The following is a 22,590-nucleotide window of genomic DNA, read 5'->3' as shown; positions in this document are numbered from 1 at the left end:
CTAGCTAAAGGACGTAAAGGCTCAATAGTGGCTATGATCAAGGGTACTCAGTCTGGATATTACGGTTAAAGTGTACCAGTATTTCACCGCAAAGTGTACCACATTTAAAGACTCGTGGTAGCTGATGTAATTTAGTTGTTTTTCTTCTTTCTTAAGGATTCACCTTTCAGTTCCACTTTATGGGCGTTTGCTGTCAGCCTGTCACAGATTGCATCAGCCAGTGTAGGTTCATTGATATATTCATACCACTTATTGACAGGTAATTGAGAGGTAATAATGGTCGCGCCTTTAGCGAAGCGATCTTCCAGGATTTGGAGTAGGGTTAATTTCATATCATTACTCAATGGCATCAACCCAAAGTCATCGATTATTAACAATGGTGTTTTAGCAATCATATTTAGCCACCGTATGTAAGTTCCATCAAGCCTTGCAGCCGCCAGTGCTTCAACGAACCTGTTCATCGAGTAATACAAAGTTCTATGGCCAAGTAGACAAGCATTCCTTCCCATAGCGCAGGCCAGATAACTTTTACCACATCCGGTCGCCCCTGTGATCAATAGATTTTCTGATTTTTCAATGAACATGCCATCAGATAACGTGATCAGCACTTCTTTGGTTATTCCCCTTGCCGGGGTGCAATTAATTTCTTCAGGTGTTGCATTGTAACGGAGTTTGGCAAGCCGTAGGTAAAGTTGGGTTCTCTGATGTACCCGGTAACCAGCTTCCGCTTCTGCCAGCGAAGCGATCAACATATGTGGTTCTGGTTGTTGATGCACGGGCTGCATTAAAATGGCTGCATACCTTTTTGCCATACCTGATAGTTTGAGTTCCTGTAATTGATCTAGTGTGCTTTGCTGATTCATGTGGTGATTATTTAGTTAATTATTGAAGATATTTATTGATAGGTTCCTGCCCCACGGAGGTTTTCATGGTCCGGAAGCTTGAACAGATCCGGAGGTTCTGTGATATCTAACTGATCCAGGTTGTTGATCAGGATATTTTGCAAGGTTCTGTAATTAAAAGTGATGCCGTTCAAAGCACGGCTGCAAGCTGCTTGTAACCTTATCGGTCCATATTCATGGTTTAACCGCAGGATGCCCCGACAGGCGTTATAGGTTTGTTCTGTATAGGCCTTGCTTTTTAATACCTCATCCACGTAAGACTGGACTGAGGGGCCGATGGCTATTGCCTGTTTTAAAAAGTACGAGGGCGTCCATCCTTGTTGCTGTGCATAGTTCTGATGGCCAGCTGGCATATGTATTCCTGTTGTCGTGAACCCATGTTTCTTATAACTCCGGATGTGCATGGCAATGCGCTGATGCTGATAATAGATCTCTACCACATCAGTGTCGTAAACGGCACTCACTTTCTTTCCAATGAACTGATATGGAACGCTGTAATGATGATAGTTCTCCCCCAGGGTAATATGATAGTTCTTCTGGACCTTAGCCAGCACCCGGTGCTTTATTACAAAGACATCTGTTGGTAGCTGCTGCAGCAAATCTTTTTCCTGGCTGGCGTATAATTGAACCCGGCTGTGATCTTTTAACTGGAATAGCTTCTGGTTATGGATCTCCAACTGCACTGCAATGGCGGTATTCATCTCATTGATATGGAAGAATGTTTGATCTCTTAGGGGTGCATAGATGCGCTGGTAGGCAATCTTTACAAGGTTCTCTACCGCCGCTTTGTCTTTGGGCTTCACGGGCCTGGTTGCCAACAACGTGATGTTGTAATGAAGTGCCCATTGTTGCAAGGCCTCACTAAAAAGGGGTTCATATCGGGATGGCTTGGTGACCACCTGTTTCATGTTATCTGTTTTCAGGCTTAACGGAACCCCATCATAATATTGAAGACAGGCATTCAAAGCTTTGATTACCTGGGGAATGGTTGCATTAGGCAATGCCATAGCAAATGAATAATTACTAAACGGTAGCACAGCTACCAGGACTGGGCAATCAACAATCTCACCGGTAGATTTATCAATATAGCTCATTTTGTCTCCGGCAAAATCAACCATCACCATCTCTCCGGGTTTATGCACCAGGTGCATAGTAGCCTGCGAGATCTTACTGGATTCTTTCAGCAGAATACAAAATTGGGTATACCGATAATGGGATGCAAATTCCTTACTGTATTCTTCCCACAGCAATAAGCGGGTAACTCCCGTGCGCTTAAGTTCCGCTTGAAAATAAGGTATCTGTTTATTGAACTCCAGCCTTCGAACATTATCGTCAAAGTCAGCTGGTCCCTCTACCGGGTAAACAATTTTGGCCAACTCCGCATCCGGCAACTGTCGAAGAGATTCAAAGGCAGTGGTGGCATTCTTAAGCCTGATACTATATAGGGTTACAGCCTGTCGGGATAATTTTAATTGAGCAGTGATAGACCTTAAAGAGTATCCCTTCTCAATCAACTGCATGAGCGCACGAATATGTTGCATTTGAATCACTTTATTGGCCATGCTTTTATTACAAAGAAAGGCCGTGAAAAAATGCTATCAACAAGTCTTTGAGAAGTGGTACACTTTGCGCCGTAATGTCAGTTTATTCCCTAGTCGAGTGGTACACTTTGCACTGAAATACCATAATTAGAACAGTTAAAACTGGTACACTTTGCACTGAAATCGCTGGTAAACTTTGGACTGAAACGAGTGGTACACTATAGGCCGTAATATCCACTCAGTCTGAATTTCTGAAAGAAATTCTATTTAAAATTCCTAAGCGTCTTCGCGGGAAAGTACACGAAGTCACTGTTGATATGTCCGGCAGTTTGAATAAGGCAGTAAAAGCCTGTTTCCCTAATGCTCACCGGGTAATAGATCGTTTCCACGTACAACACCTGGCTTTTGAAGCGGTACAGGAAATAAGAATAAAACATCGTTGGGAGGCTCTGGAACAGGAGAACCTGGAATATGAACAGGCAAAACGAACAGCAGTAAAATATGAGCCTGTCAAGCTACCCAATGGCGACACCGCTAAGCAGCTGTTAGCCAGAAGCAGATATTTGCTATTTAAACATCCCAGGCTATGGACCAGGGAGCAGCGGCAGAGAGCGGAGCTCTTGTTTAGTAACTATCCTCTTATTCATAAATCTTACCAGCTATCCCTTCGATTGGGTGAGGTTTATAAGCACTGCAAGTGTAAAGAAGAAGCATTTAAGAAACTGGCTTTGTGGTATAATGACGTAGAGGAAGCGGGGATATTATCCTTCAAAACCGTTGCCAGGACTATCAGAACTCATTATCTGGGCATCCTCAACTTCTTCAATAACAGGGCTACTAACGCCGCTGCCGAATCTTTTAATGCAAAAATAAAGTCCTTTAGAAACGCCCTAAGAGGGGTACGGGATGTGGAATTCTTTCTTTATAGATTAACTAAACTGTATGCTTAAAATTTACACTATCCCCCAACTTTTCAACTTGATCCCTTACCACATTGGGATTTTGTGCAAATAAAAAAGGTCCACTTTCGTGAACCTTTATAAATAACTGATAACCAGGTGCCCAGAACAGGAATCGAACCTGCACTCCCTTTCGAAAACAAGATTTTGAGTCTAGCGCGTCTACCAATTCCGCCATCTGGGCAATCTTACTAATGAACTTCGCCGCGTCAATTGCGGGATGCAAATATAGAAACTCTTATTTAATCTGCAAATAAATTTTACAATTTTGTATAAAAAATTTCCATCCCCCGCATAAACAGGGCGTTTCAGGAGTTCACAAATGACCAAAATACCCTAAATTCAAAGATGGAAAACAAGATACACATCGGACTTATCAGGGAAGAAAAACACCCGCATGATAACAGGGTAGCCTTTACACCTAAACAATGCCAATGGATCATGCAGCATTTTCCACAGGTACAAATTTACGTACAGCCATCTCCGTTACGATGCTTCAAAAACGATGAATATGAAAAAGCAGGCGTTCCACTACAGGAAGACCTCTCCCACTGCACCATCCTGCTGGGCATCAAAGAAGTACCCACCGATAAACTGATCGCAGGAAAAACATACCTCTTCTTCAGCCACACCAAAAAGAAACAGCCGCATAACCAACACATGCTGCAAACCATCCTGGAAAAAAATATCACGCTCATCGATTATGAATGCCTCGTGCACCCCGACGGACAGCGCATCCTGGGCTTCGGCTTCTTTGCAGGCATCGTAGGTGCACATAACGGCCTCATGGCATACGGAGAAAAAACACGGTCCTTTCATTTTAAAAGGGTACATACCTGTCACGACTTCCAGGAACTGATCAATCATTACTTCGGAATCAAACTGCCTCCGCTGAAAATAGTGATCACCGGCTCCGGACGCGTGGCAGCCGGCGCACTGGAAATAATGGGCCTGCTCGGCATCAAATATCTTCCACCGGAAGAATACCTCATCAACACCTATTCCTACCCGGTATATACCCAGCTGAAAGCAGGTGAACTCTACCTGCGGAAAGAAGATAAAACATACAGCCGGGCCGACTTCCACGCGCATCCGGAAGCATACGAATGCCGCTTCCTCCCCTATGTTACCGTAAGCGATATCCTCATGAACGGTATCTACTGGGACGAAAAAATCCCACCACTCTTCCAGGCGGATGACCTCAAAAAAGAAAACTTCCGCATACAGGTCATCGCCGATATCACAGACGATACCAACGGCTCTATCCCCTGCAACCTGGGCGACAGCACCATTGAAGACCCTGTGTACGGCGTTACAAAAGATACGATGGAACAAACAGCACCCTATCTTCCCGGAACGGTAGACATGATGTGCGTAAGCAATCTCCCGAACGAACTGCCACGGGATGCTTCCCAGTACTTCGGAGACCAGCTGATGAAATATGTATTTGATGAATTGCTGAAAACAAACAGCGAAATGATCAGCAATGCAACAATCGTTGCGAATGGCCAGCTAACAGAAAGGTATGCGTATCTGGAAGATTATGCAAAGGGTAAACTATCGTAGCAGGTTAACAGCCCCTTTCAGTTGCTTTTCTATTCCATCGATGTTCCTGTAACGGATGAAATATACGTAAGCTCCCACGGGTTGTAACTGCCCTTTGTAAGTACCATCCCATCCCTGCATCACATTGGTGGTAGAAAATATTTCCATCCCCCAACGGTCAAAGACGCTGAACTCCAGCAATACCTGCCCATTCGGCTGCCGGAGCCGGAACACGTCATTCAGTCCATCACCATTGGGAGTAAATGCATTAGGTACATACATATCCACCGCACATTCCTTTGCCACTGTTTGCAGGGTAACCGTACCACATTCATTGGAAACAGCCACGCGGTAAATACCCGGGTAGCGGATGGCATAAACGCTCCCGGTAAAACCGCTCTGCCACTCATACCTGTCGTAACCTGGAGCTAATGTTATGGTGGTTGGCCGACCGGAAAATAAGCATACTTCAGGGACAATACTTACCTGCGGCTTCTCTTTTAAAGCCAGATGCACAATAATGGTACTATCGCAGCCACTTGTGGTAAACAGCGTGCTCACATAACGCGCAGCGGTGGTCACACTTCTGCCGTCAGGCAGCGTATAGCGTTCTCCATTGCAAATGGTATCATATTTTTCCAGGCTGTAAACAGGCATCACGGTAAGCCGCGTGGTAATAATACTATCGCAACCATAATAAGAAGTAAAAGAAGACACATACGTACCGGAAACCTTCACAGACCGGCCATCCGGCAATATATAAGGCTCCCCGTCGCAGGTAATGGCGGTCTTTGCAATGTTATAACGGGGCTGCATCTGCAGATCCGTAACAATAATACTGTCGCATCCCTTACTGCTCTTGAAACGGGAAGTATACCGCCCGGTAACATTTACTACGTGGCCATCCGGCAAACGGTAAGTATTGCCGTCGCAAATATTAACAGATTCCCGTGTAGCATAAACAGGATACACCACCAACGTTGTAATGATAATACTGTCGCAGCCCACCGAGGAAATAAGCGTACTGTTGTAGGTACCTGCATCGGTCACTATCCTCCCATCCGGCAACTGATAATTATCTCCCTGGCAAATAACTGCCTCCTGCGGATAATCCCTCTCCGGTACGTGCAACTCGGTGGTAATAATACTATCGCAGCCCTCGTAAGTTTTTAGGGAAGATGTATAGCTACCGGAACTGTTTACCTTTCTTCCATCCGGCAACTGGTACTCCTGCCCGCTGCAGATAGTTACGTTTTCGGTGAGCTGATACACCGGCAATATTTTTAAGGTAGTGGTAATAATACTATCGCAACTGTTGCTTAATCTCTTCAGGGTACTGGTGTAAACGCCGGCTGTATTTACTTTCGTGCCATCCGGCAAAGTGTAGGTATCCTTGCTGCAAATACTCTTTGTAACACTTTCTTCACTATTGCTACCAATAATGATATCCTGCGTTTTTTCATCTGTGCTGCATTGACGCGTCACTTTTACTTTCACCGTATATTTTTTTTCGGTAGCGTATGTATGTCGCGGCGACAGATCAGTGGAAGTAGTTCCATCTCCAAAATCCCATAATATACTGGTTACGCCCACTTCATTATTCAACTTAAAAACAGGGCTGCCACCGCATATATCCGAAACGATAAAGTCGGCAGGAAAATAAAGAAAGCTATTCACAAATGTGGGGAAAGACAAGGATGTTCTGTGCCACCCTATACCGGTAGGGTCCATATCTATTGCATCCCGCTCAAAATTACAACCTGGTCCTCGCACCTCGGGATTATGAATCATACCTACATACCGGTAGCCCCCATTATACACCTGCTCATATCCCATATAAATGTGTCCGTCGGGCCCCATCTGAAGCCCACCCATCTGGATATCATCGGTATTGGTTACAATCGTTTGCTGGGAAGCATTGATGTTGGCTGCGGTCAAATCATACTGAAATAATTTACCCCAATGCAGATAATTCATGCTCACTACATACAACAGTTTGCCGCTGATGGTGAACTCAATGCCAAGTGGGAAAATAACACTCAGCGAGGCAAAAGGAGGACTGATCACGCCCGTGCTGTTATTAAACTTCAGCAGGTCTACCACACTCATTGCACCCTGACTTATAGATCCCAGGGAATGCACCAGTGTTGCGCCATCAGGTGAAAACTTGATGTAACCGGTTTCCTCCCATCCTCCCGGATGAATAACGGCGCCTGTTGTATAAGTAGTGGCAGCAGATAATCCAGCGGGAGAAAGCAGGTATACGTGAAAGGTAGCGCTATTGGCCGAATGCGTCACTATCCAATAATCCCTTCCGTTACAGTGCCGGGTAGCCGCCATTTTTTCCGTGCTCTGATTATTACTCAGTAACAATGTATTCTTTGTCGAAGGAATAATATCACCGTTCCCGTTATCCAGTGCCATATCCAGTATATTATAACGGAATCCCTTACCGGTCATCGTGGTAAACAGGTAATACTGCCCCGGATGCCCTGGAAAAGGCACTGCAATACCCGACTGTACACTGGATGGATCGCCCATAAGAGCCGTTCCATTAGGCATGATACCATGTTGGGCATTCCAGACCGTAGATCCTTCAGTATAAAAAAGCAATTTGCCGGTGGCGCCATCACAAATAGTGGCTACCCCTTCGCGGGTGTATGTTTGTCCATCCGTAAGAACTGTGGCTGGGGTGGTGTTAAAATCAAGCCCTGCATTATATCCGAAATACCAGATATTGATCTCTTTCTGGGCATGCACGATAACGGGCAACAATAAAAGCAACAAACAAATTCTGGCTACTCGAAGCATATCAGGATAAATAGAGCGCCAAAAATACAAAAAATCTACAGGTATAAATAATATGGCCGCAATAATTCTACAAATCCAGGCGTATACACCCGCTCCTCATCATACACGGAAAGTTCGCTGATCACCGTATTCACCGGCTTCCGCGAAAAAATACCCACCGTCCGGAAAAAGCCGTGCTTCACGCTCTGCCGGATATACAACACCTGCTTCAAATGAAGCCCCGCTGCCAGCGCCAATACCCGGAAACCTTCAAAGGCGGAATAAGGCAGTAACACCGACAACTCTCCAGACACGGCCAGCTGCTGGTCAACCGCCGTCAGCAACTCCTGGTAGCTCAGGTTGGTGGCGTGCATGGCCTGGTCCTTCGCTGCCTGACCACTTTTCAACGCACGCTCGTAGAACGGTGGATTGCTGATAATAAAATCATACTTCACGGCGCCATCCATTTTTCGTATATCCTGGCGCGTTAGGGTTAAACGGTGCGCCCAGGGCGATTCATCAAAGTTTTGTATGGCCTGGTGGGCGGCGCCGGCGTCCAGTTCTACCGCTGTAATAACGGCGTCTACCTGTTGCGCCAGCATAAGGCTCAGCAACCCGGTACCGGCGCCTAAATCCAGTATAGCCGGCGCCGTTATCTCGTTGTCCGCCAGGTACTGCGCCGTGAAAGCTCCTTGTATACAGGCGTCTGTACAAACTTTCATGGCGCAGTGCTCCTGGTGAACGGTAAACTGCTTGAATTTAAAAAATGTATTTGCCATCTTTATTTTGAATCTAACACCACGGCGAGGTTAGGCATCCGTAGGTTACGGTGTACAGATACCGGGTTGGCCTGCCTGATTACACAGTGCGCTGCCTTACCACTGCCACTTACACGTTCCGGCAACTGCTGTACATATAATACCTGCGGTACATTGCGGTTGATGCCCACTACTGCCTGCTTCGCAAAGCGACTGTAGAATTTGGCTACCAGCTGATTTTTTCCTTCTTTCAGAGATAACAATAATACTTCCGATTGTGTACCTCCCCTCTCCGGGTTATTGTGCAATAGTTGCTCTTCTCCGTTCAGGTATACCGCAATACCATCTCCACTATTAAACCCTACCAGGTAATCACCTGCCTTCAGCGCCGTGATCTCCTGTAAAATATAACTGGCCACGCTTTTATCCGCAGTTAACGTAATGGGGGCATCATTCTTCCAGTCGCTGTGTAGTGTCCATGCGGCATTATCCTTATTGGGCCAGGATTTGGAAGGATCAATATCTTTTACGCTTCCATGCGTACCATCAATACCGGACCAGAAAGGACCTGCACTATACATCGGTCCCCACTGCAGGGAAGCCGGGTCATTTTTCAGCAAACTGGTAACGCCACCATCCAGCAATACTTCTTTGGTGCTGCCATTCAGTGTGAGCAAAATGCGTCTGCCTTTCTCTGCATCACTGTATACCAGTTGCAATGCGGCGGGGTGCTGCGTAGTAAATGTCCACGACTCGCCTACTTCACTTCGGTAATAACTTTCATAATCAATGCCGGAGAAGCTGAATAACGGCGTGGTATTATCCCTGCTCAAACGGGTAGCATGGCGCAATAAGTGAACCGGTGTAATATCTATCGCACCTTTGCAGGCAACTGCCAGCACGGCAATGTCTTTATCTGCCAGCTTAAAATCTGCGGGTAACTGAAGTTGTGTGTTACCCTCTTTGGAAGATATTTTAACGGGTACTTTCTTTCCATTGCTCAATAAGGTTACCTGGCTGATCTTACTGTTCAGTCCCGGTAAAATGATAGTGCCGTGTTCCGGATGCTGCAATAAATGCAGGTATAATTTTCCTGGCTTTGTTGTTACTTCCCCCCAGGCAAAGGTTGTATCAAAGGGATTGGCAGATGCGCTATAAATGGCTTCACCGTTGAGTTTCAGCCAGGCGCCGTTTAACAGCAGCACTTCTTTTTCAAAGTCTACCACCGAACCATCGCCACGCGGACCAATATTCAACAGGTAGTTTCCGCCACGACTTACCACTTTAATCAGCCCTTCCAGTTTTTCATGCGCTTTGTCTTCCGCCTTGCCATGCTCCTGCCAGCTGCGATAGCCCCAGGTTTCATCATACACTGAAGCAGGCGTTTGCCATGCGGAAGCAATCTTATAATCAGGATACTGGTTATCTCCCATTACACAAAAATCACCGGCGTCATTACCCAAACGGCCACTCACCATACAACCTGGCTGCAAACGATGCACAATATCCGCCAGGTCCCTGCTCTGCTGCGCGGTTAGCGATCCCATATCAAACCATATCTCGGATACCGGGCCGTAGTTGGTCATCAGCTCCGTTACCTGCTTCTTGTTAAATTCATGATGCTCCGGCGTAATAGGATCACTGTTACTGCTGGAAATAGGATATGCCTGCGGAAAGTGCCAGTCGATCAAAGAAAAGTACATCCCAAACTTCAACCCATGCCTGCGGCATGCATCCGATAATTCTTTCAGCACATCCCTTTTGAAAGGCGTTGCATCTACCACATTGTAATCGGTGTAAGCAGTATGAAACATGCAAAAACCATCATGATGCTTGGAGGTCATCACTACCGATTTCATGCCCGCAGCCTTTGCCAGCAGTACAATAGAGTCGGCATTCCAGTATTCCGGGTGAAACTGTTTGGCAATATCGCCATAGGTATCGCTGTAAATACCGGCGTGCGCCTGTATCTGCTCACTGTATCCCTTTGTAACGGGCTTGCCTTCCCAAACGCCTCCCAGCGTGGAATAAATAGCGCCCCAGTGTATAAACATGGAATACTTCTGATTCTTCCACTCCGTTTGTGCCACAGGCTCCTGCGCCTGCACAAACTGACCTGTGATAATAAGCCCCAGTAAAACGACAAAGATTTTCTTCATAGATAATAAGCGGTTATATGCCAACATAAAGCTAAATCGTTATACTGTTGGTTTAGAATAGGATTTTAGCAATTAGCAGTTCGTTTTTAGCCTGGCTTGTTAATGAAATTAAAAAGCAGCTCTCGCTGTAGGCACTACATCCAGCGACGCAAAATCACCCGCCAGGTATTTATAATAGGCGGTAATAGCAATCATACCCGCATTATCAGTACAGTACTCGAACTTAGGAATAAACGTACGCCAGTGGTGCTTCCGGCCATATTCCATTAAAGCAGTCCGCAATCCGCTGTTGGCACTCACGCCGCCGGCAATGGCAATATCACGGATACCTGTTTCCTCAGATGCCTTTACCACCTTATTCAGCAATATACTTACAATACGGTGCTGGATAGACGCACAGATATCAGGCAGGTTTTGCGCAATAAATGCAGGATCTTTCTGCTGGTTCTCCTGGAGGAAATAAAGGATCGCCGTTTTCAATCCGCTGAAACTGAAATTCAGGTCGGGGATCCGCGGCTCGGGGAATTTAAACCGCGCAGGATTACCGGTTTGGGCGTATTTATCTATCAACGGGCCGCCGGGATATGGCAAACCCAATATCTTGGCACTTTTATCAAAAGCTTCTCCGGCAGCATCATCCAGCGTTTCACCAATCACCCGCATGCTAAGCGGACTTTCACACAAAACGATCTGGGTATGACCACCAGACACGGTTAAGCATAAAAAGGGGAAGTCGGGTTTGGGATCATCAATAAAGTTAGCCAGTACATGCGCCTGCATATGATGCACGCCTATCAGGGGGATATCCAGCGCCATCGCCATCGATTTGGCGAAGCAACTGCCCACCAGCAGGGAACCGATCAATCCTGGCGATTGGGTAAAGGCAATCGCACTCAGCTCTTCCCGCTTTACCCCCGCCGTTTTCAGCGCTATGTCCACCACCGGCACTATATTCTCCTGGTGCGCGCGGGAAGCCAGCTCCGGCACCACGCCGCCGTATTGCTCATGTACCTTCTGACCGGCAATATGATTGGATAACACCTGCCCGTCTACGATTACCGCTGCTCCTGTATCATCACAGGACGACTCTATAGCTAATATTTTAACCGACATAAGGCGCAAAATTAATAAAAAAGGCGGGAAAACCCCGCCTGTACAACAGTCACGCTGTTGCCCGTTATGTATTACACCTCTTAGTTACTACGGATGGCCACCACCGGATCCAGCTTACTGGCTGTATAGGCCGGGATAAAGCCCGCCAGCAGCCCTACCAGGGCAGATATGCCCAACCCGAATATCACAGAACCCGCAGACAGCACCATCTCAAATGTACCAGACAGATTAATAATTAATGTAAGAAGATAAACCAGCAGCAAACCAAAAGTTCCTCCCAGTAAACACAAGCTCACCGCCTCCAGCAAAAACTCCATCAGGATAATGCCCCGGCGCGCTCCTATGGCCTTTTTCAAACCAATGATATTGGTCCGCTCCTTTACCGTTACAAACATAATATTCGCAATACCAAAAGCCCCTACTATCAACGCAAAGATGGCAATCATTCCTCCACCCATATTGATCGCCGCAAACATCGCATTCAGACTGTCGTTCGCCGTACTGATTTCATTCAGGGAAAAATCATCCTCTTCTTTCGGCCTTAACCGGTGAGACGCACGCACTACTCCTCTCAGCTCATCTTTCAGTTGAGCCATACTCACATTGGGTTTGGCCTTTATCAGGATATACGGGTCCGCAAAACGGCGCTCATCCACTACCGTACGGGCAAACCGGTAAGGCAGTATAATGGCATTGTCGTAGCCGATGCCGCCAATCATGCTCTCTCCCTTCTTCTTCAGCACCCCAATGATCTTTACATCCCTGCCTGCCACTTTCACCACCTTGCCCATAGCCGCTTCCGGCGAAGGGAAAAGCCCGTCCCAGATGGTAAAACCCATGATCGCCACGTTGGCGCCGCTGTTACTTTCACTGTTGGCAAAGAAACGGCCGTCGAGGATCTGTAAGGTTTGTATCTGGTCAAAGTCGTTCGTCACCGCCATCATCGTCACCCCATCCATATAATCATCTCCATATTCCACCTTCTTATTGCCCGATTCAAAATTGAAAGAAGCAAAACTGGCACTCTGCACCTTATCCTGTATGGGTTTGAGATCCTTATATTCCGGCTCCGGGCGGTTCATATATTTCCACCACGGATATTCCCCGTTGCCGCCCCAGGGCCACTTCTGCATATATACCACATCATCGCCCAAATCGGCCAGATCCTTTCTGATATTGTGTTCCAGGCTACCAGTGAGCGTAAATACCGCGATGATACAGAAGATGCCAATGGTAATTCCAAACAACGATAAAAAAGTGCGCAGCTTATTCACCCGCAGCTCCTGCATCGCCATTTTGAAACTATTCCATAATATTTTAAGGGTTGCTATCATATTCCAAATTTAGCGGATTTATCGGCACGGGCAGCGCCAATAAACACGAAATATAGCCGGACAAAAAATTTAGTTACCTTTGCTGCCATTTTTCGGATATTTATGAAGTACGCTAACGAAATCAGTAAAAGAAAATCCTTTGCTATCATCGCTCACCCGGATGCCGGTAAAACTACGCTGACAGAGAAATTCCTCCTGTTTGGCGGCGCTATTCAAACAGCCGGTGCGGTGAAGTCCAATAAAATAAAGAAGCATACCACTTCGGATTTCATGGAAATTGAAAGGCAGAGAGGTATCTCCGTAGCCACTTCCGTTATGACCTTCGAATACCGCGATATCCTCGTTAACCTCCTGGATACTCCCGGTCACAAGGACTTTGCGGAAGATACCTACCGTACGCTGACTGCCGTAGACAGCGTGGTACTGGTGATCGACTGCGTAAAAGGGGTGGAAGAACAAACGGAAAGACTCATGGAAGTATGTCGCATGCGCGATACGCCCGTGATCATCTTCGTAAATAAAATGGACCGTGATGGTAAATATCCGTTCGACCTCCTGGATGAACTGGAAGAAAAACTCAACATCCGCGTACGCCCCCTCAGCTGGCCCATTAATATGGGCAGCGACTTTAAAGGCGTTTACAACCTGTACGATAAAAGCCTCGTAGCTTTCCTCCCCAATAAGAAAGCCACTGATGAAGACGTGGTGCCGCTCACTGATCTCAGCAGCAGCTACGTCGACGAACACTTTAATGCAAAAGACGCCGCACAACTCCGTGGCGATGTGGAACTGATCGAAGGCGTGTACGATGCCTTCAACAGGGAAGAGTACCTCGCCGGTAAACTGGCGCCCGTTTTCTTTGGCAGCGCCGTAAACAACTTCGGGGTGAAAGACCTGCTGGACACGTTTGTAGACATCGCGCCCATTCCGCGTAACCGCACCGCCACCACCCGCGAAGTAGACGTAAACGAGGATAAATTCAGTGGATTCATTTTTAAGATCCATGCCAACCTCGATCCGCGCCACCGCGACCGTATCGCCTTCCTCCGCGTTTGCTCCGGTAAGTTTGAAAGAAATAAATTCTATCACCATGTTCGTTTAGACAAAGACGTTAGGTTCAGCAACCCTTACAGCTTCCTCGCCCGCGAAAAGAACGTGGTAGACGACGCCTATCCCGGCGACGTGGTAGGTTTGTTCGATACCGGTAACTTCAAGATCGGCGATACCCTCACGGAAGGGGAAAACTTTTATATCACCGGCATCCCAAGCTTCTCTCCTGAACTGTTTAAGGAACTGGTGAACAAAGATCCGCTGAAAACAAAGCAGCTGGAAAAAGGTATCCGCCAGCTTACAGATGAAGGCGTGGCACAGCTGTTCACCCAGCACGGCGGCAACCGCAAAATCATTGGCTGCGTGGGCGACCTGCAGTTTGAAGTAATCCAGTACCGCCTGCTCCAGGAGTATGGCGCCGCCTGTCAGTTCAATACCCTGCCTTTCTACAAGGCCTGCTGGCTCACCGGTCCGAAAGATAAGATCGAAGAATTCATCCGCTTTAAATCTTCCAACGTGGTGGAGGATAAAGACGGTCATATCGTGTACCTGGCCCAGTCGGAATGGTACCTGAATACCGAACGCACCAACAACCCGGATATCCAGTTCAACTTTACATCAGAAATTCATAAATAGGCATACTGCTTTTGCCGTTGGCTTCCTCAGAAGCTAACGGCAAAAAAGCCGCTTCCTGTGAACAGGCGCGGCATTACTTGTACGACCAACTCAAATTATTGCTTTATTGAGAATATTTTGATTTAGGTGCTGTGTATCGTTTGTGTTATACAAAAATAGGCACAGCCATGCACTCCGCTTTCTCGAAGTGGGAAAATGATTTACGCAATCGGGAATCTTTATTCGGGAGAGATAGAATACTGGAAAATGTATTCCTCTGTAGTACCGTCCCGCACGCCTTCTACGCGGGCATCCAGGTGCCTGGCATCTTTAAAACGGTAAGTAATTTTCCTTGGAAAATCGTTGTTCAGGTCTTCCGCCACAAAGCCAATGGCTTTCAAAACCCGCAGTTTCAGGTGTATGGCAGGCGGCTTGTCCTGCCCTTCATAGGCAGGAATATAAAAGATATCGGCTCCTCTTCTCACCAGTTGCATGGACTGTTGTAAGGCGCTGTCCGCCCCCACTACCCGCCAGGTTTTCCCCTTCCAGGTAGAATCGTTGATCCGGCTCCAGGTTTCCACGATGGTACTTTTGCGGGTGTTCATCTTCCAGGTACCCTCCAGCTTGTCCAGGAAACGGAAATCGGCAGGACTTACCTGGCCGGCTGCCCGCAGGCTGCCAGCCAGTAACAGGATCAGCAACAGGTAACTACTGCTGTACCACCGCTTCTTCGCCATAGATCTGTTGTTTGTATTTGAGAGAAGGAGAAGTCAGTAAAGGCCCGATACCCAGCTCAGGCCATTTGGTATCCACTTTCCGGATAGTAGCGTCGTCCGCTACAATGATATTAGGCCAGTCGCGCTCAAAATTGTCCAGCAGTCTGGTTTTCAGCGTACCGTCCATACCAATGCCGCCAATATATTTACCGGGTTCGCCGGAAGGTACCCGGACAATAAAGCTGTCGCGCTTAGGGTCCAGGTTATTGCAGAAACGCCATAATGCAGATGCCAGATCACTTACATCTACGGTGTGCTCCACAAAGAGGATCATCTTAACGCCTGCCAGCGCAGGCAGGGTATACAGCTGTTCATTCAGCTCCCGGATATGCGAAGGACGCGCCTTTTCCACCGCTACCAGGATACCCGAAATATCCAGCGGCAGCAACGAAGCGTTGATGCCTTTGATTTCCGGGAACTGCTGCATGATAGCAGCAGTATCCAGTTGGCGTGGAGCCGGAACAGATATAAAAGTAGTATCCTGCTCTTCCTCATATTTACGGGTACCATCGATACACATTTTACCGCCAAAGCCCATTTTGGAGCAGGAGTGGTCCAGTACATCCATCGGTCCCTGGCTCAGGTATATGTCGGCAGCGGGGTTCAGATGTTGGAAGACATACCGGGCCAGTTGCTTATAATCGGTGATCTTTGTGCCGTCGTCTGTTACCACCAGGATCTTGTTAAACATCATCTGGCCTGCGCCCCACATGGCATTCATCACCTTCTGCGCCTGCCCGGCATAGTCTTTTTTGATCTGCGCAATCACCAGGTTATGAAACACGCCTTCCACAGGCATTTCCATATTAATGATTTCAGGCACCAGCGTCATTTTGATAGGCGCCAGGAAAATACGTTCGGTGGCTTTACCTATCCAGGCATCTTCCTGCGGTGGAATGCCTACTATCGTTGACGGATATACGGCATCTTTGCGATGCGTAATAGCCGTTACATGAAATTTAGGATACCAGTCGGCCAATGAATAATACCCGGTATGATCCCCGAAAGGGCCTTCCCAGATGAGGTCTTCAGAAGGTTCTACATAACCTTCAATCACAAAATCAGCATCGGCGGGTACTTCTATTTCCGGTTGGGTGATACACTTCACCAGCTCCACTTTCTTCTTACGGAGAAAGCCGGCCAGCATATATTCATCCACGTTTTCCGGAAGCGGGGCGGTAGCGGAGTAAGTATAAACAGGATCTCCGCCCAATACTACGGCAACGGGCATACGCTTATTCAGCTTCTTGTATTCCATGAAGTGTTTTGCGGATACTTTGTGTTTATGCCAATGCATGCCGGTCATATCTTTTTCAAATACCTGCATGCGGTACATCCCAACGTTGCGGGTGCCGGTAAGCGGGTCTTTGGTATGGATCACGGGCAGGGTGATAAAAGGGCCGCCGTCTTTAGGCCAGCACGTAAGCACCGGCAGCTTGCTGAGATCCGGGTTAGTCATTACTACTTCCTGGCAGCTGCCTTTTCCGCTCACTACCTTTGGCATCCAGGAAGCAAACTGTCCGAGCTTTGGCAGCAGGGCCAGTTTATCAAGTATACTTTCCTTTGGTTTGGATAATAATTTAAAGAGATTTTCAATTTCACCGGCTACATCGTCCAGTTCACTCACGCCCAGCGCCAGGCACATACGCTTGTAACTACCCATAGAGTTGATCAGCACGGGGAAGTCAGTACCGGTATTTTCAAACAACAGGGCTTTGCCGCCATCCGGCGATTTGCTGACCCTGTCTGTTATTTCAGCGATTTCCAGTTTAGGGTCCACATAAGTCTTTATGCGCACCAGTTCTCCTGCCTGTTCCAGCGTGTCTATAAAGTGTCTGAGATTTTTATATGCCATGTTTGAATCTTATTACCAATCAACAAAAGTAACCATCCCGCACCGCAATAAAAAATGCCCCCCATTAAATATGGGAGGCATCTCATTTATTCCATTTTCAGTTATCAGTTCACGATGGTAACACCCGCGTGGAATACGGCTCTTGGCCTTGACGGGTAATAGCGTACCGGAGCTGGTACCGGAACAGGTATTACGGCCGGGTAGTAAGCCGGTCTGGCGTATACCACTCTTTCAGGGCGGTAGCAGTCATACCTGTCGCGTACATACACTCTTCTGGGACGCTCGCGTCTTTCCCATCGGTCATCATCATAACGGTCATGTCCGCGTCCATGTCCGTATCCGTGACCACGTCCATGTCCCCTGTCATATCCCCTTTGTGCATAAGTGGTGAGCACAGTGCCGCCAATAAGCAGCATCAACAGCAGTACTTTTTTCATGTTTCTTTGGTGTTTAGTTCAAGATCGGTTGGCAAATAAAAATTGTGGTGTGTTATTCTTCTCAACCCGCATACGGGAATGCTTTTTATACGGTTTTTTATGATGATGCGGTGGTGTTGGCGGAGCTGGTGGCCGGGGCAATCCTGGCGGTAATGGTGGTGCAGGCGGCCTTTGCTGTGCGGAAAGGCTCATTGAACCTGTTATCAACATCACTGAAGCTATATTTAAAAACTTCCTCATGGCACTTCTTTTTCGTTAGTTAAAACAGGCAGTTGCACACCAACTTATTTTTTAGCGGCTGTTGTTTCATTACTCTCTCCGCGATTTCTGATTCTGCGATCCGCCATAAGCTGGTGGCTGCATTAGTACCTGTTTGAACTCATAAATTCAACAACTATGCCAATAAAAAAATCCCGGCGGCATGCCGGGATTGAAAAGATAAATAAAGTATTAAACAGTTTGGTTATCAATATATTACGGTCTGAGTATCGGGCAACGGGTAGCTTTTTGTTTGCCCCAGCCACTACCACCACCTAAGCGGTAAGTAATGGTAAACCCGGAAAACGCATACCAGTCGTTATGCTTATCAGAACCACGTATAGCGCCATCTGCCGGATACGTTCCCGGCGTCACTTTCCCGGTTACCTCATCGCCCCGGTAAGCCATGTCCACGGCCTTCTGACCACGATACGTCAGCAATGTATTCTGGTCTACATAGTTGGTGCTCACATCATCCATATAATCCGTAGTAGTGGCACGAAGCCCTATTTCAAATCCAAGTGTCCAGTTATCATTAATAATCGCTTTTACACCCGCTCCAAACGGAAAAGAGAAGGAAAACAGGTCGTAAGGCTGACGGGTAGGATACTGCGGTAATCCCTGCCCTTCCGTACCCAGGGGACGAAGCCGCACCCGGTTACCCGACTGGTCTTTGGCCGTAGGATCAAAACCAAAACCGCCCACACCAACGAACACATAAGGCGTAAACCCTTTTTCATCAAGGTCGAAAAAGTTGATTTCGCCAATCAGGCTACCTTCAAAAATATTGGTCCGGAAGCTAAGGTTACGGGCCACCAGCTCTTTGGCCGCATTGGTGCTGTCGGCACCGGCAGCAATACCCCAGGTAAAGGATCCGCGGATAGTGAGGTAACGGTTAATATCCTTTCTCACCAGCAGCCCGAGTGCAGGCCTGGTATATTTCATATCCACCCGTTGCTGGGTAAGATCCCCGCTGTAATTGCTGATACCTGCAAAAGCGCCGACATGCCAGTCCTGCGCAAAGGTGAAAAAGGGAACTGCCATGAATAACAACAGTATTCCGGTAGATTTGGAGAATTTCAATGTATTTAAGTTTAAGAGGTTAGTCCTTATTATTCGTGCAACCATTTAACGTTATTATCACAATTTTTATTTGGTGCCCCCTCCCAAACTTTCTACCGCCATTTCCCGGCACATTACTTTAAAAATGTAAAAATAAACTAATAAACCAATTAACTAATAAACAATTAAACTAGCATCTTATATAAGCCCATCCGGCTTGTTGCCTTTCCACCAGGTGTGCTATTGCCGCAGGCACCACCTCTGCAAAGGGAAACAGCCGGTCTGTTGCCAGCTGACGGCTGTTCAGGGTATTTTGGCAGATGAGGAAACGGACGGCCTGCCCATGCAAGCCCGATACTTTTTCAGGGAAAGGATGACCGTCGGGCAGCAATAAATTCCAGGCATGACCATGTACTACCACCTCTATGGCTATACGTGCTTTACGTTCGTTGGTGTAATTAAGAAGATTATTAAGCTGCCCGAGCATAGACAGCTGGGCATCCCGCTCACCGGATGTGATTTGAAAAACTACCTGCATGCTGACAAACCTAACTAAATATTGGCAAATCCGGAAGTCATGGCATCAACATAAGGTGGATGTTATTTTCAGAGATGATTCTCTTTTCGTTTTTCATGATGTAACTCATACTGTATCTTTCTCAGCTTCTCTTCCAGCTTGCTGTGTTTTTCCCTGGCCTCACGCAGCTGGTACTGTAATGAGGCCTCTTTTTGCGCCTGTTTTACAAGATTAACATTGGCTACCCGCAAAGCCCTGAAATGGTGGTACAGGATTGCCCACCCCAGTAACAACAATAATGATAAAACAATGATGACGGCTACCATAAGATAAAAGGTTATACGATCATATCAATCAACTATGCTAAACCACCGGGAAATGGTGTTGCGAAGGCCGCAACTCCATAACAGGATCGATAGGACAAAATAATTCAGGCTATAAAAACTGTATGAATAGCTCGGCTGACGATGTAAACACGACACGACAGCTAAAGATATTGATTCCCGTCATTAACACTTTGTCCATTTTAGCTTTTTTCAGTTTTATTTCTCCCGGGAATCTCTTCTCCGGCAACAAATTTTCTATATATTATAAATATTTATACTGAATAAAAAATATATCATATTGAAAGTCAACCATATAAAATGATCCAGAAATTTACGTCTCCGGTGATCATAAAAAAAATTAAATTAGGGATAATGTTCATGTACTTATCTTCTTAATCAGGACGTAAATCAGCATGTACCGGATCCAATGAAAATCAACTAAATCCCTCATATTGTATGGCCGCCCTTCTGACTAAAGAACAACTTGAAAATTTTGCTTTACAGGGGTTATCTTATGCAGATGATCATGTCAGTGATCCCTTTAATATCAGAGATGTGGCAGAACGCCTCGGCATCTCCTACTCCTACTTCTATCACAACTTTGTGAATTACATGGGAGAACCATTCTGGCACTATGTTAAACGTCACCGCCTGGAACTTGGCGCTGGCCTGCTCCGGCACAGTGGCTATAATATCGGCGAAATAAGCGAGTATTGCGGATACGCCACTACCGCTGCTTTCAGCAAAGCATTTAAACTACATTTTAAAGAAAGTCCGAAAGATTTCCGCCGCATCATTATCCTACCCAATGAAAACAGGACGCTGCAGATCACTAAAACCATCACGGCAGCGTTAGGCAGTGAAGCATTCCAGGAACTGTTCAATTACGACCGCTGTGAAAAACTCAGAATGCCGGATAGTATTTTGTACTACTCCTTCATCTCACGCGGCCAGGACCCGGTCGCAGAAATGATCGCCCGCATGAACACCCATCACAACCTGTTTAAAAAGATGCAGATATTATACGATCTGCCACAAAGCAGGATCATTACGGGTACCCTCGATGCCGTGCCGGTAACCAACTATGAAAAACTATCCATGTTCGCGGGATTGCTGATTCCGGCTTCCGCCATAACTGCACATATCCAGTTGCAGAAAAACCACTCCTATCTCGCCACAAAACGGATAGCAGGCGGCAACTACCTCAAACTGCCGGTGCCAATGGACTTTGCCACTGCTGGTATGCCGATGTATAATTTTATCAGCATGAACTGTAAGGAAGGCGTATTCAAAATGAGCGGGAACCACTTCTTCATCTCGCTGGACGGACCAACATACTCTGAAATATTTATCCCGCTGCTCAAAAAACACTATTAAAAAGAAAACGGAATGATCTCCTGATCATTCCGTTTGTTCCTTTATTTATTTGGTAAATACAGTCCGGAAGCAATTGGCGCTCGTATTCACCGTATCCTTCTGCGGCTTGCCCGTTCCGTAAAACTCATCCAGGAACCCCGCTGCATCCGACCAAACCGTTTGCATCATTCCCTGGAAACGCGGCTTCATCTCCTTAGTGGCACTTGCCCGGTAATCATACATATCTTTCAGCTGCAGCTTTGCATTGGCCGGCATCCTCCACGGACAGGTGATCACCGACAATCCTTTCATTGCCAGGTATACCGGCGTTTTATCCGGACGCTCGTAATGCCAGTCGCAGATCACCACATCTTTTGGAACCAGGTCCACCGCACGGTGCGTATTGTTCATGCTCGCCTCCCAGGCGCCTAAACCCGTTAGCTTGCCATCCAGCAGCCTGTCGCCCCACATCCACAACTCACGCCCCTTCTGCGCCAGGTGATTCCGGATTGTCCATACCTCCCCGGCAAATAATTCGGCTTTGTCACGGCCACCGCAACGCGGGCATTCGTCTTCCCCGATATAAAACACTTCATCCATACCTGCATGAAAGGCGGTACTCTCAAATACCTCACAGATCTCATCCACTAACTCAAATACTATTTTATGTACACCCGGATGCAACGGGCAATAACTCTTGCAATACAACCCATCTGCATTTGGCCATACATATTTCGCGGGCATTTTCACCCAGGGCGTTTCATCAAAATCCGGATATACCTTCAGTAAATTGCTGGTAGTACCCGCCCACGACTGATGCCCCAGCAGGTTGATCTGCGGAATCAGCCGGATGTTATGCTTACGGCAGGTTTGCACCAGCTGCTTTACCTGTTGTTCGGTTAATCCGCCGGCATCGCGCAATTCCGGGTGCGACTTAAACTGGTAATTAAAATCAACACGCAGCACCAATGTGTTGATATGCCGCGGCGCCAGTTCTGTGTCAATAAATTTCAGGAATGGGGCCAGTCCTTCCGCTCTGGGCGCAGCTATACAAAAACCACGAACAGGTAAGGTATCAACCGGCAGGGGTTTGGCAAAGGAAATAGATCTACTGCCGCAAACAAGCAGTAAAAGGGCAAACAGTTTTTTCATAACACTTAATTTTTTACAGGCATGCCGTAAAATAATAAAAGCAGTGCGCAACTGCAACCTTTTCGCCGGAACAAATGTATAATGA

The 22,590-nt window shown here is 47.0% G+C and carries 19 protein-coding genes and 1 tRNA gene; 5 read left to right on the top strand and 15 right to left on the bottom strand.

The features are described from left to right. Window positions 1–131: 131 nt before the first annotated feature. Window positions 132–863 carry an IS21-like element helper ATPase IstB gene (gene istB / locus ACMXI2_RS10310; RefSeq protein WP_483777917.1) on the bottom strand — a complete coding sequence of 244 codons (732 nt, stop codon included), beginning with the start codon at window positions 861–863 and terminating at the stop codon, window positions 132–134. A 32-nt stretch (window positions 864–895) separates the two neighbouring features. Next, window positions 896–2,443: an IS21 family transposase gene (gene istA / locus ACMXI2_RS10305; RefSeq protein ID WP_483777378.1), complete on the bottom strand. Its 1,548-nt coding sequence runs from the start codon at window positions 2,441–2,443 to the stop codon at window positions 896–898. Between the two features lie 230 nt (window positions 2,444–2,673). Here istA and ACMXI2_RS10300 point away from each other — a divergent pair, with 230 nt between their 5' ends. Further along, window positions 2,674–3,393 (top strand): ISAon1 family transposase, encoded by a 720-nt coding sequence (locus ACMXI2_RS10300; RefSeq protein WP_483782395.1) that lies wholly within the window; start codon window positions 2,674–2,676, stop codon window positions 3,391–3,393. Between the two features lie 109 nt (window positions 3,394–3,502). Here the strand turns inward: ACMXI2_RS10300 and ACMXI2_RS10295 are convergent. Beyond that, window positions 3,503–3,586: transfer RNA gene (locus ACMXI2_RS10295), tRNA-Leu, on the bottom strand. Between the two features lie 164 nt (window positions 3,587–3,750). Between ACMXI2_RS10295 and ACMXI2_RS10290 the strand changes: the two genes are divergently transcribed. Continuing rightward, entirely contained in the window at window positions 3,751–4,968 is a 1,218-nt protein-coding gene (locus ACMXI2_RS10290; RefSeq protein WP_483781509.1) for an NAD(P)-dependent oxidoreductase, read from the top strand. On the opposite strand, the gene ACMXI2_RS10285 is transcribed toward ACMXI2_RS10290, so the two are convergent. The 5 genes from ACMXI2_RS10285 to ACMXI2_RS10265 form a co-directional block, all read right to left on the bottom strand. Further along, window positions 4,960–7,758 (bottom strand): T9SS type B sorting domain-containing protein, encoded by a 2,799-nt coding sequence (locus ACMXI2_RS10285; RefSeq protein WP_483781508.1) that lies wholly within the window; start codon window positions 7,756–7,758, stop codon window positions 4,960–4,962. The genes ACMXI2_RS10290 and ACMXI2_RS10285 overlap by 9 nt on opposite strands. A 35-nt stretch (window positions 7,759–7,793) precedes the next feature. Continuing rightward, entirely contained in the window at window positions 7,794–8,516 is a 723-nt protein-coding gene (locus ACMXI2_RS10280; RefSeq protein ID WP_483781507.1) for a tRNA1(Val) (adenine(37)-N6)-methyltransferase, read from the bottom strand. Between the two features lie 2 nt (window positions 8,517–8,518). After that, a complete protein-coding gene (locus tag ACMXI2_RS10275; RefSeq protein ID WP_483781506.1) occupies window positions 8,519–10,654 on the bottom strand; it encodes an alpha-L-fucosidase in 2,136 nt (711 codons plus the stop codon). A 108-nt stretch (window positions 10,655–10,762) separates the two neighbouring features. Then, window positions 10,763–11,767, bottom strand: coding sequence for a tRNA (adenosine(37)-N6)-threonylcarbamoyltransferase complex transferase subunit TsaD (tsaD, locus tag ACMXI2_RS10270; protein ID WP_483781505.1), 1,005 nt, complete (start codon window positions 11,765–11,767; stop codon window positions 10,763–10,765). A gap of 80 nt (window positions 11,768–11,847) precedes the next feature. After that, window positions 11,848–13,101 carry an ABC transporter permease gene (locus tag ACMXI2_RS10265; protein ID WP_483781504.1) on the bottom strand — a complete coding sequence of 418 codons (1,254 nt, stop codon included), beginning with the start codon at window positions 13,099–13,101 and terminating at the stop codon, window positions 11,848–11,850. Window positions 13,102–13,203: 102 nt separating this feature from the next. On the opposite strand from ACMXI2_RS10265, the gene ACMXI2_RS10260 reads away from it, so the two are divergent. Beyond that, the gene (locus ACMXI2_RS10260; protein WP_483781503.1) at window positions 13,204–14,787 is read left to right on the top strand and encodes a peptide chain release factor 3; all 1,584 of its coding nucleotides are present in this window, start codon (window positions 13,204–13,206) and stop codon (window positions 14,785–14,787) included. A gap of 218 nt (window positions 14,788–15,005) precedes the next feature. Here the strand turns inward: ACMXI2_RS10260 and ACMXI2_RS10255 are convergent, their stop codons facing one another. From ACMXI2_RS10255 to ACMXI2_RS10245, 3 genes are all read right to left on the bottom strand, one after another. Continuing rightward, entirely contained in the window at window positions 15,006–15,503 is a 498-nt protein-coding gene (locus ACMXI2_RS10255) for a DUF6265 family protein (RefSeq protein ID WP_483781502.1), read from the bottom strand. After that, window positions 15,475–17,397, bottom strand: coding sequence for a menaquinone biosynthesis decarboxylase (locus ACMXI2_RS10250; RefSeq protein ID WP_483781501.1), 1,923 nt, complete (start codon window positions 17,395–17,397; stop codon window positions 15,475–15,477). The genes ACMXI2_RS10255 and ACMXI2_RS10250 overlap by 29 nt, the downstream gene beginning before the upstream one ends. Window positions 17,398–17,501: 104 nt before the next feature. Further along, on the bottom strand, window positions 17,502–17,834 hold the full coding sequence (locus ACMXI2_RS10245; RefSeq protein ID WP_483781500.1) for a hypothetical protein: 333 nt from the start codon (window positions 17,832–17,834) through the stop codon (window positions 17,502–17,504). Window positions 17,835–17,881: 47 nt separating this feature from the next. On the opposite strand from ACMXI2_RS10245, the gene ACMXI2_RS10240 reads away from it, so the two are divergent. Then, window positions 17,882–18,097: a hypothetical protein gene (locus ACMXI2_RS10240; RefSeq protein ID WP_483781499.1), complete on the top strand. Its 216-nt coding sequence runs from the start codon at window positions 17,882–17,884 to the stop codon at window positions 18,095–18,097. A gap of 211 nt (window positions 18,098–18,308) precedes the next feature. Here ACMXI2_RS10240 and porG read toward each other — a convergent pair whose 3' ends face one another. The 3 genes from porG to ACMXI2_RS10225 form a co-directional block, all read right to left on the bottom strand. Then, entirely contained in the window at window positions 18,309–19,136 is an 828-nt protein-coding gene (porG, locus tag ACMXI2_RS10235) for a type IX secretion system protein PorG (RefSeq protein ID WP_483781498.1), read from the bottom strand. Window positions 19,137–19,344: 208 nt separating this feature from the next. Continuing rightward, window positions 19,345–19,692: a DsrE family protein gene (locus ACMXI2_RS10230; protein WP_483781497.1), complete on the bottom strand. Its 348-nt coding sequence runs from the start codon at window positions 19,690–19,692 to the stop codon at window positions 19,345–19,347. Window positions 19,693–19,760: 68 nt separating this feature from the next. Further along, a complete protein-coding gene (locus ACMXI2_RS10225) occupies window positions 19,761–19,997 on the bottom strand; it encodes a hypothetical protein (RefSeq protein ID WP_483781496.1) in 237 nt (78 codons plus the stop codon). A 456-nt stretch (window positions 19,998–20,453) separates the two neighbouring features. On the opposite strand from ACMXI2_RS10225, the gene ACMXI2_RS10220 reads away from it, so the two are divergent. Then, window positions 20,454–21,374 (top strand): helix-turn-helix transcriptional regulator, encoded by a 921-nt coding sequence (locus tag ACMXI2_RS10220; RefSeq protein WP_483781495.1) that lies wholly within the window; start codon window positions 20,454–20,456, stop codon window positions 21,372–21,374. Between the two features lie 45 nt (window positions 21,375–21,419). On the opposite strand, the gene ACMXI2_RS10215 is transcribed toward ACMXI2_RS10220, so the two are convergent. Next, a complete protein-coding gene (locus ACMXI2_RS10215) occupies window positions 21,420–22,505 on the bottom strand; it encodes a family 20 glycosylhydrolase (RefSeq protein ID WP_483781494.1) in 1,086 nt (361 codons plus the stop codon). Window positions 22,506–22,590 lie beyond the last annotated feature (85 nt).

Source organism: Chitinophaga sp. G7 BAM 1005, assembly GCF_057126945.1.
The sequence above is the reverse complement of the archived record's forward strand: the minus strand, read 5'-3'. Positions and strand labels throughout refer to the sequence as shown.